Origin of the sequence: Ornithinibacillus salinisoli (genome assembly GCF_042684965.1) — a bacterium.
GTDB lineage: Bacteria > Bacillota > Bacilli > Bacillales > Amphibacillaceae > Ornithinibacillus > Ornithinibacillus salinisoli.
Window position 1 is genome coordinate 23,153 of the sequence record NZ_JBHUMI010000018.1, and the last position, 17,645, is coordinate 40,797.

The following is a 17,645-nucleotide window of genomic DNA, read 5'->3' on the forward strand; positions in this document are numbered from 1 at the left end:
ACATTGCCACGATCAGAAGGCTCGACGGACACAAACTTCGAAGCACCTTACCCCATTAATCATTCTTTATAAAAATTTCATTCAAATGACTAAATTCATATATCAATTTTTGCTATAATAGACTAATGGATTATAATATTGGAGGTTTAAAACCTTGTATACGAATTATAAAGAATGGAAGCACATATTTAAATTAGATCCTGCTAAAGAAATATCAGATGAAGACCTAGAGAAAATTTGTGAATCAGGTACAGATGCTGTCATCGTTGGTGGGACAGATAATATAACTTTAGATGGTGTATTAGATTTATTATCACGTATCCGTCGTTACACCGTTCCATGTATTTTGGAGATATCTGATATGGATGCCATTACCCCAGGATTTGACTACTACTATATTCCGATGGTGATGAACAGTACGGAGAAAAAATGGGTAATGGGTGTTCAACACGAAGCGATCAAAGAATTCAAGGATATTATGGATTGGAATGAAATATCTATTGAAGGTTATTGTATCGTTAATGAAGAGGCAAAAGCATTCCAAAAGACAAATTGCCAACTTCCGAGTGACGAGGATGTTATCGCCTATGCGTATATGGCAGAGCATGTCTTTCACTTGCCGATTTTCTATTTAGAGTATAGTGGGACGTACGGAGACCCGGAGCTTGTGAGAAAAGTGAAACAAGAGCTTAATGATACTGTTTTGTTTTACGGTGGTGGAATTGAAAATAGTTTCCAAGCAAGCGAAATGAAAGAACATGCAGATGTTATTATTGTAGGGAATAGCATTTATACCGATATTAAAAAAGCGCTAAAAACGGTAAAAGCGGTAAAAGATAAATGATTTTAGGATGGTGTTTTACATGAGTCAAACGATGGATGACTTAATAAAAGGATTGAATAAGGAGCAGCAAGAAGCTGTTAAACATACAGAAGGACCATTATTAATTATGGCCGGTGCGGGAAGCGGAAAAACTCGTGTCTTAACTCATCGAATTGCCTATTTAATGGGGGAGAAGGAAGTTTCACCTCGTAGTATATTAGCGATAACCTTTACGAATAAAGCAGCACGAGAAATGAAGGAACGTGTAAGTAAACTAGTGGGTCCAGAAGGGGCATATATGTGGGTGTCTACCTTTCACTCCATGTGTGTACGTATATTAAGAAGAGATATTGATAGAATTGGGTATAACAGTAATTTTACTATTTTAGATAGTAGTGACCAGTTATCCGTTATTAAACAAATATTGAAAGACTTAAATATTGATCCGAAAAAATTTGACCCGCGTGCAATGCTGGGTCAAATTAGTGCGGCGAAAAATGAACTTATAACTCCGAAGAAGTTTAGTGAAAATGTGGGAGATTTTTATAGTAGACAAGTATCGCAAGTGTATACAGAGTATCAAAAACGTATTCAAAAAAACCAATCATTAGACTTTGATGACTTAATTATGCAAACCATTCACTTATTCCAACGAGTTCCAGAGGTATTAGAATATTATCAACGAAGGTTCCAATATATTCATGTAGATGAGTATCAGGATACGAACCATGCCCAATACTATTTAGTAAAGCAGTTGGCAAGTCGATTTCAAAATTTATGTGTGGTCGGTGACTCGGATCAGTCGATCTACCGCTGGCGTGGTGCAGACATTAGTAATATCTTATCATTTGAAAAAGATTATCCGACAGCAAAAACGGTATTCTTGGAACAAAATTATCGATCAACAAAATCCATTCTAGATGCTGCGAATAAAGTTATTCAAAACAATCCTGGCCGCAAGCCAAAAAAACTGTGGACTGAAAATCCTGATGGGAAAAAGATTACCTACTATCAAGGAGCTACCGAGCAGGATGAAGCCCTCTATATAACCGATAAAATTCAGGAGCTTGCAAGAGAAGAAGGATTTTCAGCTGGGGATATCGCTATTTTATATCGTACCAATGCACAGTCTCGTGCGATTGAGGATACGTTAATGAAATCGAATATTTCCTATCAAATGGTGGGAGGAACCAAGTTCTACGATCGGAAAGAGATTAAAGACATGGTTGCCTACCTACGCTTAATAACGAATCCGGAAGATGACTTGAGCTTCGAGCGTGTGGTGAATGAACCAAAACGTGGAATTGGAAAAACTTCTGTTGATAAGCTACGAGCATATGCAGCAGCGAATGACCTTTCCTTTTACCAAGCTGTTGAAGTGGTTGATTTCACAGGCGTATCGAAAAAAGCAGCTAATGCGTTAGACGAATTTGGGAATTTAATTAAAACATTATCTCAACAACAAGAGTTCCTAACGGCAACAGATATGGTGGAAGCTGTACTGGAAAAAACAGGCTATGAACAAATGCTAAAGAACGAACGGACTATTGAAGCACAGAGTCGTTTGGAGAACATAGAAGAGTTTATGACTGTAACACAGGAATTTGAAAAAACAAGCGAAGATAAGACATTAATCGCCTTTTTAACTGACTTAGCATTGATTGCTGATATCGATAAAGTGGATGAGGAAGATCCTGATAACGAAGAAAAAGTAACGCTTATGACGCTACATGCTGCAAAAGGGTTGGAGTTCCCTGTCGTTTTCCTAATCGGAATGGAAGAAAATGTTTTTCCACATAGTCGTTCATTGATGGATGAAGAGGAAATGGAAGAAGAGCGCAGACTTGCGTATGTGGGTATTACGCGTGCTGAACAACAGCTTTATTTGACACACGCAAAAATGCGTACGTTATACGGTCGAACAAATATGAATCCGATTAGTCGATTTATAAATGAAATTCCTGAAGAATTAATTGAAGGAATTGAACAGGCAAAGACAACTATGTTTGGGTCCTCACCTTTTGGACAACCAAGCACTCGAGCGAAACAACCGCAGCCTGCTCCATTGAAGCGAAAAGCAGAAAGAATGCAAAAAACGACTGGTGCGGAGGATCAAACGTGGCAGCCTGGAGATAAAGCAGTTCATAAAAAATGGGGCGTAGGTACAGTTGTAAAAGTTCAAGGTGAAGGAGAAGCGATGGAATTAGATGTTGCTTTTCCAGCCCCAACTGGCATTAAACGACTATTAGCTAAGTTTGCACCAATTACGAAAGAATAAGGAGTGCTTAGGGTGGATAAAAATCAAGCACAAGAAAAAATAAATGGACTAAAAGAAATATTAAATCGATATGCACATGAGTATTATGTTCTTGATCGGCCGTCTGTTCCGGATGCTGAGTATGACCAAAAACTGCAAGAACTAAGAAGCTTGGAAGAGAATTTTCCTGAACTCATTACAGCGGACTCACCTACACAACGTATAGGTGGAGAGCCGCTGGAAGGCTTCCAAAAAGTGCAACATACTGTGCCAATGCTAAGCTTATCCAATGCATTTAATGAGCAGGATTTACGTGACTTTGCTCGCCGTGCTAGTCAGGGAACCGACAAACCGCTATCTTTTGTTTGTGAATTAAAAATTGATGGTCTGGCAATATCATTAACCTATGAAAACGGACAGTTTGTTCGCGGCGCAACTCGTGGTGATGGTACGACTGGTGAGGATATTACGAGTAACCTTCGAACCATTAGAAGTATCCCTTTGTCTATTAAAGAAAACGAAAAGATTGAAGTGCGCGGGGAAGCATATATGCCACACAAGTCTTTCCTAGCTTTAAATGAAGCAAAAGAAGCGAATGAGGAAGAGCCTTTTGCTAATCCAAGAAATGCTGCCGCTGGTTCATTGCGACAGCTTGACCCAAAAATTGCAGCGTCACGAAATCTTGACGTCTTTTTATATGGCGTCGGTCAATGGGAAGCAGATCCATTAGCTTCTCATAGTGAGCGATTGAAATATATGAAAGAACTCGGATTTAAAACGAATCCAGAGTGGAAAAAATGTGATACGATTGAAGAGGTTTTAGCGTTTGTAGAATACTGGACAAACGAACGACCAAATCTGAGCTATGAAATAGATGGTATTGTTATTAAAATAGATGATTTAGAAACACAGGAGGACTTAGGCTTCACTGCAAAGAGCCCACGCTGGGCAATAGCCTATAAATTCCCTGCAGAAGAAGTTATTACGACTTTAAAAGATATTGAATTAAGTGTAGGAAGGACAGGGGTTATCACACCTACGGCAATTTTAGAGCCAGTTAAGGTAGCTGGAACGACGGTTCAACGGGCTTCCCTACATAATGAAGACTTAATTCGTGCTAAGGATATTCGAATAGGGGATACCGTTGTAATAAAAAAAGCTGGAGATATTATTCCAGAAGTTGTTCGTGTGATTACAGAAAAGCGTTCCGGAGACGAAGAAGTATTCTACATGCCAGAGGAGTGTCCTGCATGTGGAAGTGAACTTGTTAGGCTAGAGGAAGAAGTTGCATTACGTTGTATTAATCCCAATTGCCCTGCGCAATTACAGGAAGGGTTAATTCATTTTGTATCACGAAATGCGATGAATATCGATGGTCTTGGAGAAAAGGTAATCAACCAGCTATTCCGAGAAAAACTAATTCATACAATCGCCGACATCTATCGCCTAGAACGAGAAGAACTACTAAAGCTAGAGCGTATGGGCGAAAAATCAGTGGATAATCTACTACAAGCTATTGAAGTATCGAAACAAAATTCTCTAGAAAGACTACTGTTTGGTCTAGGAATTCGTTTTATTGGATCAAAAGCGGCGAAAACATTGGCATCAGAATTTGAAACGATGGATAATCTTCAGCAGGCGTCCTATGAGGAGCTTATTGCAATAGATGAAATTGGCGACAAAATGGCCGATGCAGTCGTACAATACTTTGCTGAAGAGAAAGTAATCGCCTTACTAAATGAGTTAAAAGATTTGAACGTTAATATGGCATATACAGGACCAAAACGCTCCGGTGTTGCCAATGAATCAAGTGTGTTTGCCGATAAAACAGTTGTCCTTACAGGTAAAATGGAGACATTTACACGCAATGAGGCAAAAGAAAAAATAGAGGCATTAGGTGGCTCTGTAACTGGAAGTGTGAGTAAGAAGACAGATATCTTAGTTGCTGGTGAAGACGCTGGGTCGAAGTATGATAAAGCAGTTAAGCTCGGAATTACGATATGGGATGAAGAAAAACTAGTAGAAATATTGGGGAAATAAGGGGTGAGAGCATGAGAAGAATAAGTATCGGGTTAATATGCACCCTCCTACTATTAACGAGCTGCACACCAAATTTTAACGAAAAAGATGAAGTGTTGCAAAATGATGAAGAGTCAAAAGGACAACCATCAATTGTGCCCAGTTATAGTCTTTCAGATGAAAATTACCGTATGATTCTTCCATATCGTACGAGTGAAGCGAGAGGTGTTATTGTCAATCAGCTAGCAAACCGGCTGGATATTGATGAAATGGAAGAAGGATTACGAAGACACTCGAAAGAATTTTTTGATCCAGAGAAGTATTATTTTGAAGAGGGACAATATTTAACCGATGATACGGTTTATACATGGCTTGGAAGAAACTTGACAGATGAGCAATTGGAGGCACAAGTTCAAGCAGAAATAAAAAGACTTCAAAATGCCCAGATGACAGTTAATGAAGAAAGAATTCGTGATCAATTTACGAGAGGTTTAAATCCACCGATTGAAGACGAAGACAGTAAAGATGAACAGGAAGATAACCCAAGGTATTTATCACATATCCTCGAGCAAAACTTTTTGCGAAAAAAAGAAGATAATACGGTAGAATTAGTTGGTGTTTCAATCGGCCTTGCTTTAAAGTCAGTATATCGTTACCAAACAGAAGTCGGTGGGCCGTACTACTATAAAGAAATATCAGAAAGTAAGATGCTCAAACAAGGTCAAGAGATTGCACAAACCGTATTAGAACGCCTCCGTGAAATGGAAGGGTTGGAGAATGTACCCATTATGATTGCGTTATATCGTGAAGAAGCTCAGGGTTCTTCTACTCCGGGGAACTTTGTTGCAAAGACATTGGTTTCAGAAGGAAATAGAACGATTGGTGATTGGAATAATATTAATGAAGACTACGTGCTTTATCCATCCGATGAAGCAGACAAGAAGTATTATGATGATGCTCAAATTGTCAAAAGCTTTGGAGATGATATTGCACAATTCTTTCCGAACTATGTAGGTGTTATTGGGGAAGGATTTTATGTGAATGACGAACTACAACGAATGACGCTTGAAGTCCCGATTGAGTTTTATGGAAAGGGAGAGATATTGGGATTTGCTCAATATGCTTATTCACTTGTGAAAGAAATGTTTCCAGATTACTACGATTTGGAAGTGAAAATTAGTTCAAGTCATCAGACAGAAGCGGTAATTTATAGAGAAGCTGGCCAAAATGACCCGACTGTCCATATTTTTCATTAAAATGTAAACCTAGATTGTTTGAACACTTTATATATTTCAGTTAGAATAGGGGGTGGATGTATTCCACTCCGTTTTTTTATGAAAAGATTTTATAAAATTTTAACGATTAAATAGTGCAAAGTAGGATTATTTGCCTATTCGAAAAGTTAAAACGGATACATGGAATAAATTGGATAATTTTAAGGAGGTTTTTTCATGGTAGTACCATACAAGCATGAACCATTCACTGACTTTACTGTGGAAGAGAACAAACAATTAATGCTCGATGCCTTACAAAAGGTAGAAGCAGATCTTGGGAAAGAATATCCGCTTATTATTGGTGGAGAAAGAGTTACAACTGAAGATAAAATTGTTTCGGTAAATCCAGCAAACAAGAATGAAGTAGTTGGGCATGTATCGAAAGCAAATAAAGAACTTGCTGAAAAAGCTATGCAAGTAGCGGATGAAACGTTTGAAACATTATGGAGAAAATCAGATCCTAAGTTCCGCGCTGATATCTTATTCCGTGCTGCCGCAATCGTAAGACGTCGCAAGCATGAATTCTCTGCTCACTTAGTAAAAGAAGCAGGTAAACCTTGGAAAGAAGCAGACGCAGATACTGCTGAAGCGATAGATTTCTTTGAGTATTATGGTCGTCAAATGCTTAAAATTAAAGACGGTGTCGAAATAAATAGCCGCCCAATTGAGTATAACCAATTTAATTATATACCTCTTGGTGTTGGACTAGTTATTTCACCATGGAATTTCCTATTTGCAATCATGGCTGGTACAACTGCAGCTGCAATGGTTACTGGTAATACTGTATTACTAAAACCAGCAAGTTCAACACCAGTTATTGCTTATAAATTTATGGAAGTATTAGAAGAAGCTGGCCTTCCAGCAGGAGTAGTTAACTACATCCCTGGTTCAGGAAGCGAAGTTGGAGATTACTTAGTGGATCACCCACGGACACGCTTTGTAAGCTTTACAGGATCTCGTGAAGTTGGTACACGTATTTTTGAACGTGCAGCTGTTGTACACGAAGGTCAAAAATGGCTAAAACGTACGATCATTGAAATGGGTGGTAAAGATACGATTGTAGTCGATAATGAATCAGACTTAGAATTGGCTGCTCAATCTATCGTTCAATCAGCATTTGGCTTCTCAGGACAAAAATGTTCTGCATGTTCGCGTGCTGTAATCCATGAAGATGTATATGATCAAGTAAAAGACCGTGTTGTTGAATTGACGAATGAATTATCAGCAGGTAATCCATATGATAATTCTCATTTCATGGGACCTGTTATTGATCAAGGTGCATATGATAAAATCATGAGTTATATTGAAATCGGTAAAAATGAAGGCGAACTTCTTGCAGGTGGAACTGGTGACGATTCAACTGGTTGGTTTATTAACCCAACTGTATTCGGTGATCTTGACCCGAATGCACGTATTATGCAGGAAGAAATCTTTGGACCAGTTGTTGGTTTAACGAAAGCAAAAGATTTTGACCATGCCATCGAAATTGCGAATAACACAGAATACGGTTTAACAGGGGCGGTCATCACTAATAACCGTTCACATTTAGAACAAGCACGTAGAGATTTCCATGTAGGAAACCTGTACTTTAACCGTGGATGTACAGCAGCAATTGTTGGTTATCAACCATTTGGTGGTTTCAATATGTCAGGTACAGACTCCAAAGCAGGTGGACCAGACTATCTAATCCAACATATGCAAGGTAAAACTACATCTGAAATGTTCTAATGTTATAGTAGTTTATGACCTCTTCTTCGGAAGGGGTTTTTCTTTTTATGAAAGTTAGGAAAAAATAGTAGGATCTTTTTGTATGTATAGCATAATATATATATTTTTCTAGTATTTTCAACAAAAACTTTCCTACTTTCCTCAAATTAGGAAAGTAGGAAAGTTTTTATAGGGTTAAAGGGTACTTTCGCACTACAACTTTCCCAATATGAAAATTCTAAATATATGTTATTATATAACTAAGCAAATAGTAATAGAAACGAGCGGGAGGAATAATGATGGAAATTGGTTCCTTTATCAAATTACAGCGCGTTAAACAAGGGATGACCCAAGAAGATTTAGCTGATGGAATTGTTTCTATGTCCTATTTGTCAAAAATTGAAAACCAGCGTACAGAAGCAAGTCCGGAAGTCATAAGTATGTTATGTACACGACTTGGTATTGAGTTAGATAGCGAAAAAGACATCACAATTAAGGAAAAGTGTGAGAACTGGTTCAATATGCTTTTTGAGGTCAATGACAAGAATGAAATTGTAGAAGCATATAATGAACTAAGTGAATTACTAGCAATAGTCCGTTCTGATAGCTTAATGATGTTTGAGATTCATAAAATAAGATATTTTCTTATTTTAGGAGAGTACGCTAATGCATTGGAACAGATTAATAAGTTGAATGAGGTTTCTGGATCGTTTGATAGTTTGCATTTGTTTTATTGGTATAAGTTTAAGGGGAATTTTAGTTCACTTAATGGTGAATTCTCTCAGGCTATGCGAATGTATAAATTATCTGAAGAAAAGCTCAATCAAATTCAGATATCACAGAATCAATTAGCTGATTTGCAATATACAATATCAGTAACCCACAGTAAACTTAGAAATACATTAGAAACAATTGAATATGCTAATAAGGCAATTGATGTGTTTCAGCGTGAGTATAATTTTGTACGATGTGCACAGTGTCATATTGTTCTGGGGATTGCATATCGTAGAATAAAAATGTATGAAAAGTCTATTAAACACTATAATTTAGCTAGACACTTAGGTGACTTAAATAATAGTAAACAAGTAATTCAACAAACAAATCAAAATTTGGGATATTTATATTCTGCAATTGGAGATTCAAAGGAAGCTATAAAATTTTTTGTTGAAGTTGTAGAAGATGATGAAGTTCAAATAAGTGAAAGACTTAGTGCTATTACAAATTTAATAAAAGAACACTATAAGATCCATAACTTTAATGAGGCTATTAATAATATTGAAAAAGCTAATAAGTTATTACAATTAGCTGAAAACAGTCTCTTTTATGAGTTATATTACTACATAATTCACACATTCACTTATGCAATTAATGAAGAAAATGAAAAATTCACATCGTTAGTTATGGAGGATTTTATACCGTACCTTAGAAAGCAAAAAGATTACGCTAACTTAATAGTGTATTCTAATATGCTAGCTAGACACCTAGAACTCCAAGGGCGTTATAAAGACTCCGTTAAATACTATAAACTTGCTAACCTCACATATGAGGAAGTAGTAAATATATAAAGGAGGGGAGATTGTGAAAAAAATGATTGCAGCTTTAGCACTGGGTACGCTTCTTGTAGGTGGATTTTTATTCTCTCAAGAAAATCTACCAACAGATGTAGCAACTGGAGAAGTAGAACCTAGTATCTTATCAATTAGCAAAACTAATTTTCAGTTTTAATTAATGTAAGCTTGTCAGTAATCCAATTTTTTTTACCCTATTACTTATATATGATAGATTTTCCTGGGATAGCGTGGAAACTATTCCAGGGCTTTTTTTTATTTTTTTTGAATAACATAATAATATACCATAAATAAACTTTTTTTACAAGAATTTTCATATAACCCTCGATATAGGTAGAATTTTAAAGTGGTTATGTTATCATAGTAAAAGTGGGGGCGAATTTTAAATATTATAAAAATTTCATGTAAAGAGAGAAATATGACTAATTCGCTTTTACGGTTTGATGGGGCAGAAATCAACAAAGAAAGGGGATCAGTTATGGAAGAATTTGCGTTAACAGGTGCTACATGGTTCTGGTTGTTAGTACCAATGCCAATATTAATTTTACTGTCAGCTGTTTCATTGTTTACAAAAAGGGGGAATTAACAAATGGATCAAACAGTATTAATTACATTTATAGTATATTTAATAGGAATGCTTGTTATTGGTCTTGTCATGTATTACAGGACGAATAACTTATCTGATTATGTATTAGGTGGACGTACACTCCGTCCAAGTGTTGCAGCATTAAGTGCTGGTGCATCGGATATGAGTGGTTGGTTACTACTTGGTCTACCTGGTGCTGTATATGCATCTGGATTCGGTGGAGCATATGGAGGATGGATGGCAATAGGATTGGCGGTTGGTGCATACTTAAACTGGCAATTTGTTGCAAAAAGATTACGCATATATACAGAAGTATCCAATAACTCCATTACAATACCGGACTTTTTGGAAAATAGATTTAAAGATAATTCGCACGTCCTACGAGTTATTTCTGCGCTAGTTATATTACTATTTTTCACCTTCTATACTTCTTCAGGTATGGTTGCTGGGGCAACATTATTTGAGGCTTCCTTTGGATTCTCTTATCAATCTGCACTATGGATAGGTGCTATCGTAGTAGTTTCTTACACATTCCTTGGCGGATTTCTAGCAGTAGTATGGACTGACTTTTTCCAAGGTATATTGATGTTAGTTGCATTAATCGTTGTGCCGATCGTTGCACTTAACGAACTTGGTGGATGGGATGCAGCAGTTGATGCAGTTGGTGCAATTAACCCAGAACACTTAGATATGATGGCAGGTTTAGGTACGTTTGCTGGAGCAATAGCGATCATATCCGGTGCAGCTTGGGGACTTGGTTATTTTGGCCAACCACATATCATCGTAAGATTTATGGCGTTACGATCTCCTAAAGATGTTCCAAAAGCTAGATTTGTTGGTATGACTTGGATGATTCTCGGGTTATATGGAGCATTATTTACCGGATTTGTTGGGTTGGCATTCATTAGTACGCAAGATGTTGCTATTTTAAGTAATATTGGTATAGAGGTAGTTTCTGAAAATGGCGTTCAGTTACTTGATAACTCAGAAGTAATCTTTATTGCTTTTTCACAGCTACTATTCCACCCAGTAATTGCGGGTATTCTATTAGCTGCTATTCTATCAGCTATCATGAGTACAATTGATTCCCAATTACTCGTATCATCTTCAGCAGTTGCGGAGGATTTCTATAAAGCTATTTTCCGTAAAAAAGCTACAGATAAAGAATTAGTTTGGGTTGGTAGAATTGCAACGATTGCAATTGCGCTTGTTGCAGCAATCATTGCAATGGATCCAGAAGCATCTGTTCTTGAACTTGTCAGTTATGCATGGGCAGGATTCGGTGCAGCATTTGGACCAACGATTATTTTAGCGTTATTCTGGAAACGTGTTACTCGAAACGGAGCGTTAGCAGGTATTATCGCTGGTGCTGTTACAGTTGTTGTTTGGGGTAATTTCTTAGAAGGCGGAATTTTCGACTTATATGAAATCGTACCTGGTTTTGTGCTTAACTTAATCGTTACAATTATTATAAGTTTATTAGGGAAGCCTTTACCTGAGATGGAAGCAGAATACGATGAAACAGTAGCTAAATTAAACGAGTAAAATAAACCTGTAAATGAAAGTCACTTCTCCAAATAAGGAGAGGTGACTTTTTATCATACATAATGGATAAATTTGTTGATTCCTTGCTTATCCACCGTCATTTCTGCTATTATCAATAGTATTGTAGCAGTTTTTTTTATGGTTAAATTTAGTAGGATAATACAATAATTTAGTATATGAAATAGAAGAATCTTGGAGGTGCACTAATTGGCTGAAATTTCAAAGGAACAAGTGAAGCATGTCGCAAACCTAGCACGACTAGAAGTATCTGAGCAGGAAGCAGAAATGTTTACGGAGCAACTAAGCTCAATCATTACCTTTGCAGAACAATTAAATGAGTTAGATACAGAAGGTGTGGAACCTACAACTCACGTACTTGATTTAAAAAATGTGATGCGTAAAGACGAGCCGAAGAAATGGATTACGAAGGAAGAAGCTATAAAAAATGCCCCGGATCAACAAAATGGTCAATATCGGGTGCCGTCAATTTTAGCAGAATAGGTAAGCGTTACACTTTGCAATTCTGCATAAGAGCAACTGAGGCTTTCGCTGTAAAAGGTTGGCGAAACCAAGTTTCCTAAGATTAAGGAGGAGGGTTCCCCATTATGTCGTTATTTGATCATAGTATTAAAGAAATTGAAGAGAAATTACATAATAAGGAAATAACTGTTGAAGATCTTGTAGAAGCTTCTTATAACCGAATTAAAGAAGTGGATGATCAAGTACATGCATTTTTAACACTTGATGAAGAAAATGCACGTGCAAAAGCAAAGGAATTGGATCAAGATCCGGATAACAACACGAAATTGTTTGGTATCCCAAGTGGTATTAAAGATAACATCGTAACGAAAGCATTGCGTACAACTTGTGGTAGTCAATTCTTACGTAATTTTGATGACCCGTTATATAATGCAACGGTTGTTGAGAAATTGCGTGCAGAAAAAACTGTTACAATCGGTAAGCTAAATATGGATGAATTTGCGATGGGATCTTCCAATGAAAACTCAAGCTTCACACCAACACGTAATCCGTGGAACACCGATTATGTTCCTGGGGGATCAAGTGGTGGTTCAGCAGCATCAGTTGCTGCAGGAGAAGTGTTGTTTGCATTAGGGTCAGACACAGGTGGGTCAATCCGTCAGCCAGCAGCATTTTGTGGTGTTGTTGGATTGAAACCTACATATGGACTAGTTTCGCGTTTCGGATTAGTAGCATTTGCTTCTTCTTTAGATCAAATTGGTCCATTGACACGTACAGTAGAGGATAATGCTCGCGTACTTGAAGTGATCGCAGGACATGACAGCATGGATTCGACGAGTGCTAATGTTGATATACCAGAATACACGAAAGCATTAACTGGCGATGTGAAGGATCTCAAAATTGCTGTTCCTAAAGAATACCTAGCAGAAGGTGTTAATCCGGAAGTAAAAGAAGCCGTGATGAATGCATTGAAAGTGTATGAATCGCTTGGAGCAACTTGGGAAGAGGTTTCTCTACCACATTCTAAATATGCGGTGGCTACGTATTACTTATTAGCATCATCAGAAGCATCAGCAAACCTTGCTCGTTTTGATGGTGTGCGCTACGGGGTACGTACTGAGAATGCGGATAACATGATTGATATGTTCAAAAAATCTCGTAGTGAAGGCTTTGGGGAAGAAGTGAAGCGCCGTATTATGCTAGGAACTTTTGCTTTAAGCTCTGGTTACTACGATGCATATTACAAGAAAGCACAAAAGGTTCGCACGTTAATTAAAAATGATTTTGATAAAATCTTTGAAGATTATGATGTTGTTATTGGACCAACTACACCAACACCGGCGTTTAAAGTTGGAGAAAAAATTGATGATCCACTAACCATGTATGCGAACGACATTTTAACGATCCCAGTTAACTTGGCAGGTGTTCCAGGAATATCGGTACCATGTGGTTTATCAGATGACGGGCTTCCAATTGGCTTGCAAATCATCGGGAAGCATTTTGATGAAAGTACGGTATATCGTACCGCGCATGCATTTGAACAAGCAACAGATCATCATACGAAAAAACCTCAATTAGGAGGTGCAAAATAATGAATTTCGAAACAATTATTGGATTAGAGGTCCATGTTGAGTTAAAAACACAATCGAAAATTTTTAGTCCGAGCCCGAACGCATTTGGGTCAGAACCGAATACGAATGTAAACCCAATTGATTTAGGATATCCCGGTGTTTTACCAGTATTGAATGAAGAAGCGGTTAACTTTGCGATGAAAGCTGCGATGGCACTTAATTGTGAGATTGCAACACATACGAAATTTGATCGTAAAAACTATTTCTATCCTGATAATCCGAAAGCGTATCAAATTTCGCAGTTTGACCAGCCGATTGGTGAAAATGGTTGGATTGAAATTGAAGTAAACGGAAAGAAAAAACGCATTGGAATTACTCGTTTACACCTAGAAGAGGACGCGGGTAAATTAACTCATGGTGATGATGGGTATTCCCTAGTTGACTTTAACCGTCAAGGAACACCTTTGATTGAGATAGTATCTGAACCGGATATGCGTTCACCAGAAGAAGCATATGCATACTTAGAAAAGCTTAAAACGATTATCCAGTATACTGGAGTCTCTGATGTAAAAATGCAAGAAGGTTCCTTGCGTTGTGATGCAAATATTTCTTTACGACCAATTGGACAAGATGAATTTGGAACGAAAGCCGAGTTGAAGAACTTGAATTCCTTTACGTTTGTTCAAAAAGGTCTAGAGTTTGAAGAAAAACGCCAAGAAAAAGTATTACTATCCGGTGGAGAGATTCTACAAGAAACACGCCGTTATGATGAAAAAACAAAAGAAACAATTTTGATGCGTGTGAAGGAAGGTTCCGATGATTATCGTTATTTCCCTGAGCCAGATCTAGTTCCACTATACATCGATGATGCTTGGAAAGAGCGAATTCGCAACGAGATCCCAGAACTTCCAGGTGCTAGGAAGAAACGTTATATTGATGACTTAGGACTTCCTGTGTATGATGCTGAGGTATTGACTAGCTCTAAAGAAATGAGTGACTTTTTCGAGGATACTATTCAAAATGGTGCAGATATGAAGCAAGCATCGAACTGGTTAATGGGTGAAGTATCCGGTTATATGAATAAGCATTATAAAGAGTTAGGCGATCTAGCACTTACGCCAGAATCCTTAGGGAAAATGATTCAACTGATTGAAGATGGAACGATTTCATCCAAGATTGCAAAGAAAGTTTTCGCCGAATTAGTTGAAAAAGGCGGGGATCCAGAACAAATTGTAAAAGATAAAGGACTTGTACAGATTTCCGATGAAGGACAACTAAAAGAAGTCATTGGAAAGATATTAGATGAAAATGAACAATCCGTTATTGATTACAAAAATGGCAAGGGTCGCGCACTTGGTTTCTTAGTTGGGCAAGTAATGAAAGCAACGAAGGGTCAAGCTAATCCTCCAATGGTTAATAAGATTTTAGTTGAGGAAATGGATAACCGCTAATATAGAAGGCTAGACTACTATTATTGTTGTAGTCTAGCCTTATTAGTGGTAATTACTTCTCAATTCATCAAAAAAGAGCTATGATAGTGACGGAGTAATATTAAAAGAAGATAATTTCAACATAATATACGCAATTACTTGAATAAGCTATCAATGGGGAGGGGACAAATTGAAAAAGGCCCGAATCATTTATAATCCAACGTCTGGTCGTGAGGCGTTTAAAAGAGAATTACCTGTTGTTTTGGAAAAACTTGAAATTGCAGGATATGAAGCATCTGCTCATGCTACAACAGGTGAAGGTGATGCAATCGAAGCAGCGAAAACAGCTGTCGAACGTAAATATGATGTAGTTATTGCAGCAGGTGGAGATGGAACGATTAATGAAGTAATCAACGGACTAGCTGAGCAAGAATATCGACCAAAGTTTGGGGTTATCCCAGTTGGTACAACAAATGATTTTGCAAGAGCTCTGCAAATCCCACGTGATATTCAAAAAGCAGTAGATGTTATTATAAAAGATCATTCTACTTCACTGGATATTGGTAAAGTGAATGAACAATATTTTATTAATATTGCTGGTGGAGGAAAACTTACAGAGTTAACATATGATGTACCTAGCAAATTAAAAACGATGATCGGTCAATTAGCATATTATATGAAGGGTATTGAGATGCTACCTTCTTTAAAACCAGTACAAGCAAAAATCGAATATGACGGCAATATCATAGAAGAAGATATCATGTTATTTCTTGTTTCCAATTCCAATTCGGTTGGTGGCTTTGAGAAATTAGCACCCGATGCAAAGATGAATGATGGTTATTTTGACTTAATCATATTAAGAAAAACAAACCTAGCTGAATTCATTCGAATTGTTACTCTTGCATCAAGAGGGGCGCATCTAGATGATGACCATGTTATTTACGCCAAAGCAAAACACATAAAAGTAGAACCAGATGATAAAATGCAATTAAATATTGATGGTGAGTTTGGTGGTTTGTTACCAGGTGAATTTATCAATTTACAGCAGCATATTGAATTTTTTATCCCAGAATCATTTTTGGAAAAGGAAGGTTACTAAAACGTAGTAGTCTTCCTTTTTCTTTCATATTCTTGTAACTCAACTACCGAATAAGACAAAATAATAAAAAGCCTCTCAATTCTAAGTGGAATCGAGAGGTAAGTCTGCCGTAATTGAACTATTATTTTTTTACAGCGTGGATATAATGAATTGTTTCGAATGCAGATAAATAATCCGTCCGGTTACGAAAGAAAAGATCTTGTATCTCAGAGGGTGATAAATGTTCATAAATTAGTAACCCTGATTTATCTAACATATTCTCCATTTCATCATAAGTGAAACACGATTTCATTGGTTCTCTGCTTGCTGCTGCCATTTTTACCATATTTTCGACTCTATTGGAAATTCCTGTTTCTTCAAAAAGTTTCTCGTCTGAGTAATCAAAAACGATCGAACTTCCAGATGGAACTTTAGCGAATAAATTAGTTAGCAAGTTTGCATTTTCCTCTTTTGTTAAATAATAAGAAACGCCTAAAAGGCTAAAGAAAGTCTTTTTGTTTTCAAATCCTTCATTAATTAAATCTTGATAAGATAACGTAGTGGTGAAATCCATAGACACAAAATGAAGGTTATCCGGAATGTTATAATTGACATGTTCTAGCCTTTTCTTTTTGAATCGTTGAGTAGCTGGATAATCAATTTCGAATATTTCTATACTGTTTTTTAATTCTGGATGTCGGAATCCAAAAGTATCTAACCCAGCTCCGAGTATGACATACTGTTTTAGTCCTAACAATACTTCATGAAGTAATACTTTTTCGCAATAAGCTGCCCGCGCTAATGGTGTTGGAGAAAGCTGGACTTGTGTAATCCATTTTAAAATTTCTTTTTGATCATCTTGAAACCTTTGAGCAATTTCTTTGTTAAAAAACAGTATTCCTTGAGTCATATGTTCACTGATGTCTAAAAACTCTTTTTTGGTAATTATATCTTTTGCAATAAAATCATCGAAAATTTTTGGTGTGTCATATTTACTGTGGTATGCTCGACCAAAAGCTGATATTAAGGAAGTTAAACTGGACTCATTATCGTTCATACAATTATCCTCCCATATAAATAAAAATAAGATTCCCCTGGCCAGGAGAACCTTATTATACAAAACAATATCATAACTGTAAATTATAGCATAAATAAATTATTTTGTCAACTAAAACGTCTGTTGGGATTTAAATTGATTGTGCGCGAATATAAGGATGGCAAATAAGTGGAGAAGTATAGTAATATCTTTGTTTCATATGAATTCCTGCAGTAAGTTATGATAAGATAAGAACACATATTAGATCGTA

The 17,645-nt window shown here is 36.9% G+C and carries 14 protein-coding genes; 13 read left to right on the top strand and 1 reads right to left on the bottom strand.

Annotated features, from left to right (window positions below; all coding sequences use genetic code 11):
* Positions 1-154 precede the first annotated feature (154 nt).
* The 13 genes from ACFSTA_RS16080 (at position 155) to ACFSTA_RS16140 (ending at position 16,359) form a co-directional block, all read left to right on the top strand.
* Positions 155-844 carry a heptaprenylglyceryl phosphate synthase gene (locus ACFSTA_RS16080; protein WP_377557846.1) on the top strand — a complete coding sequence of 230 codons (690 nt, stop codon included), beginning with the start codon at positions 155-157 and terminating at the stop codon, positions 842-844.
* Positions 845-863: 19 nt separating this feature from the next.
* Complete coding sequence (pcrA, locus tag ACFSTA_RS16085; RefSeq protein ID WP_377557847.1) at positions 864-3,101, top strand: DNA helicase PcrA; 2,238 nt, start codon at positions 864-866, stop codon at positions 3,099-3,101.
* 12 nt (positions 3,102-3,113) lie between these two features.
* Positions 3,114-5,120, top strand: coding sequence for an NAD-dependent DNA ligase LigA (gene ligA / locus ACFSTA_RS16090; protein ID WP_377557848.1), 2,007 nt, complete (start codon positions 3,114-3,116; stop codon positions 5,118-5,120).
* Between the two features lie 11 nt (positions 5,121-5,131).
* Positions 5,132-6,355: a CamS family sex pheromone protein gene (locus ACFSTA_RS16095; RefSeq protein WP_377557849.1), complete on the top strand. Its 1,224-nt coding sequence runs from the start codon at positions 5,132-5,134 to the stop codon at positions 6,353-6,355.
* 195 nt (positions 6,356-6,550) lie between these two features.
* On the top strand, positions 6,551-8,101 hold the full coding sequence (gene pruA / locus ACFSTA_RS16100; RefSeq protein ID WP_377557850.1) for an L-glutamate gamma-semialdehyde dehydrogenase: 1,551 nt from the start codon (positions 6,551-6,553) through the stop codon (positions 8,099-8,101).
* A 278-nt stretch (positions 8,102-8,379) separates the two neighbouring features.
* Positions 8,380-9,645: a helix-turn-helix domain-containing protein gene (locus ACFSTA_RS16105; protein ID WP_377557851.1), complete on the top strand. Its 1,266-nt coding sequence runs from the start codon at positions 8,380-8,382 to the stop codon at positions 9,643-9,645.
* 13 nt (positions 9,646-9,658) lie between these two features.
* Positions 9,659-9,805 carry a hypothetical protein gene (locus ACFSTA_RS16110; protein ID WP_377557852.1) on the top strand — a complete coding sequence of 49 codons (147 nt, stop codon included), beginning with the start codon at positions 9,659-9,661 and terminating at the stop codon, positions 9,803-9,805.
* 261 nt (positions 9,806-10,066) lie between these two features.
* Positions 10,067-10,234, top strand: a complete 168-nt coding sequence (locus ACFSTA_RS16115) for a hypothetical protein (RefSeq protein ID WP_377557853.1) — start codon at positions 10,067-10,069, stop codon at positions 10,232-10,234.
* Between the two features lie 3 nt (positions 10,235-10,237).
* Positions 10,238-11,779 carry a sodium/proline symporter PutP gene (putP, locus tag ACFSTA_RS16120; RefSeq protein ID WP_377557854.1) on the top strand — a complete coding sequence of 514 codons (1,542 nt, stop codon included), beginning with the start codon at positions 10,238-10,240 and terminating at the stop codon, positions 11,777-11,779.
* A 207-nt stretch (positions 11,780-11,986) separates the two neighbouring features.
* A complete protein-coding gene (gene gatC, locus ACFSTA_RS16125; protein WP_377557855.1) occupies positions 11,987-12,280 on the top strand; it encodes an Asp-tRNA(Asn)/Glu-tRNA(Gln) amidotransferase subunit GatC in 294 nt (97 codons plus the stop codon).
* 104 nt (positions 12,281-12,384) lie between these two features.
* The gene (gene gatA, locus ACFSTA_RS16130) at positions 12,385-13,851 is read left to right on the top strand and encodes an Asp-tRNA(Asn)/Glu-tRNA(Gln) amidotransferase subunit GatA (protein ID WP_377557856.1); all 1,467 of its coding nucleotides are present in this window, start codon (positions 12,385-12,387) and stop codon (positions 13,849-13,851) included.
* Positions 13,851-15,281: an Asp-tRNA(Asn)/Glu-tRNA(Gln) amidotransferase subunit GatB gene (gatB, locus tag ACFSTA_RS16135; protein ID WP_377557857.1), complete on the top strand. Its 1,431-nt coding sequence runs from the start codon at positions 13,851-13,853 to the stop codon at positions 15,279-15,281. The genes gatA and gatB overlap by 1 nt, the downstream gene beginning before the upstream one ends.
* Before the next feature lie 169 nt (positions 15,282-15,450).
* The gene (locus tag ACFSTA_RS16140; protein WP_377557858.1) at positions 15,451-16,359 is read left to right on the top strand and encodes a diacylglycerol kinase; all 909 of its coding nucleotides are present in this window, start codon (positions 15,451-15,453) and stop codon (positions 16,357-16,359) included.
* Positions 16,360-16,480: 121 nt separating this feature from the next.
* On the opposite strand, the gene ACFSTA_RS16145 is transcribed toward ACFSTA_RS16140, so the two are convergent.
* Positions 16,481-17,395: a class I SAM-dependent methyltransferase gene (locus tag ACFSTA_RS16145; RefSeq protein WP_377557859.1), complete on the bottom strand. Its 915-nt coding sequence runs from the start codon at positions 17,393-17,395 to the stop codon at positions 16,481-16,483.
* Positions 17,396-17,645 lie beyond the last annotated feature (250 nt).

Bases quoted from the DNA above. Each gene is read 5' to 3' on its own strand.
- pcrA (WP_377557847.1), top strand. From the start codon at position 864: ATGAGTCAAACGATGGATGACTTAATAAAAGGATTGAATAAGGAGCAG.
- ACFSTA_RS16095 (WP_377557849.1), top strand. From the start codon at position 5,132: ATGAGAAGAATAAGTATCGGGTTAATATGCACCCTCCTACTATTAACG.
- pruA (WP_377557850.1), top strand. From the start codon at position 6,551: ATGGTAGTACCATACAAGCATGAACCATTCACTGACTTTACTGTGGAA.
- ACFSTA_RS16105 (WP_377557851.1), top strand. From the start codon at position 8,380: ATGGAAATTGGTTCCTTTATCAAATTACAGCGCGTTAAACAAGGGATG.
- ACFSTA_RS16115 (WP_377557853.1), top strand. From the start codon at position 10,067: ATGACTAATTCGCTTTTACGGTTTGATGGGGCAGAAATCAACAAAGAA.
- putP (WP_377557854.1), top strand. From the start codon at position 10,238: ATGGATCAAACAGTATTAATTACATTTATAGTATATTTAATAGGAATG.
- gatA (WP_377557856.1), top strand. From the start codon at position 12,385: ATGTCGTTATTTGATCATAGTATTAAAGAAATTGAAGAGAAATTACAT.
- gatB (WP_377557857.1), top strand. From the start codon at position 13,851: ATGAATTTCGAAACAATTATTGGATTAGAGGTCCATGTTGAGTTAAAA.
- ACFSTA_RS16145 (WP_377557859.1), bottom strand. From the start codon at position 17,395: ATGAACGATAATGAGTCCAGTTTAACTTCCTTAATATCAGCTTTTGGT.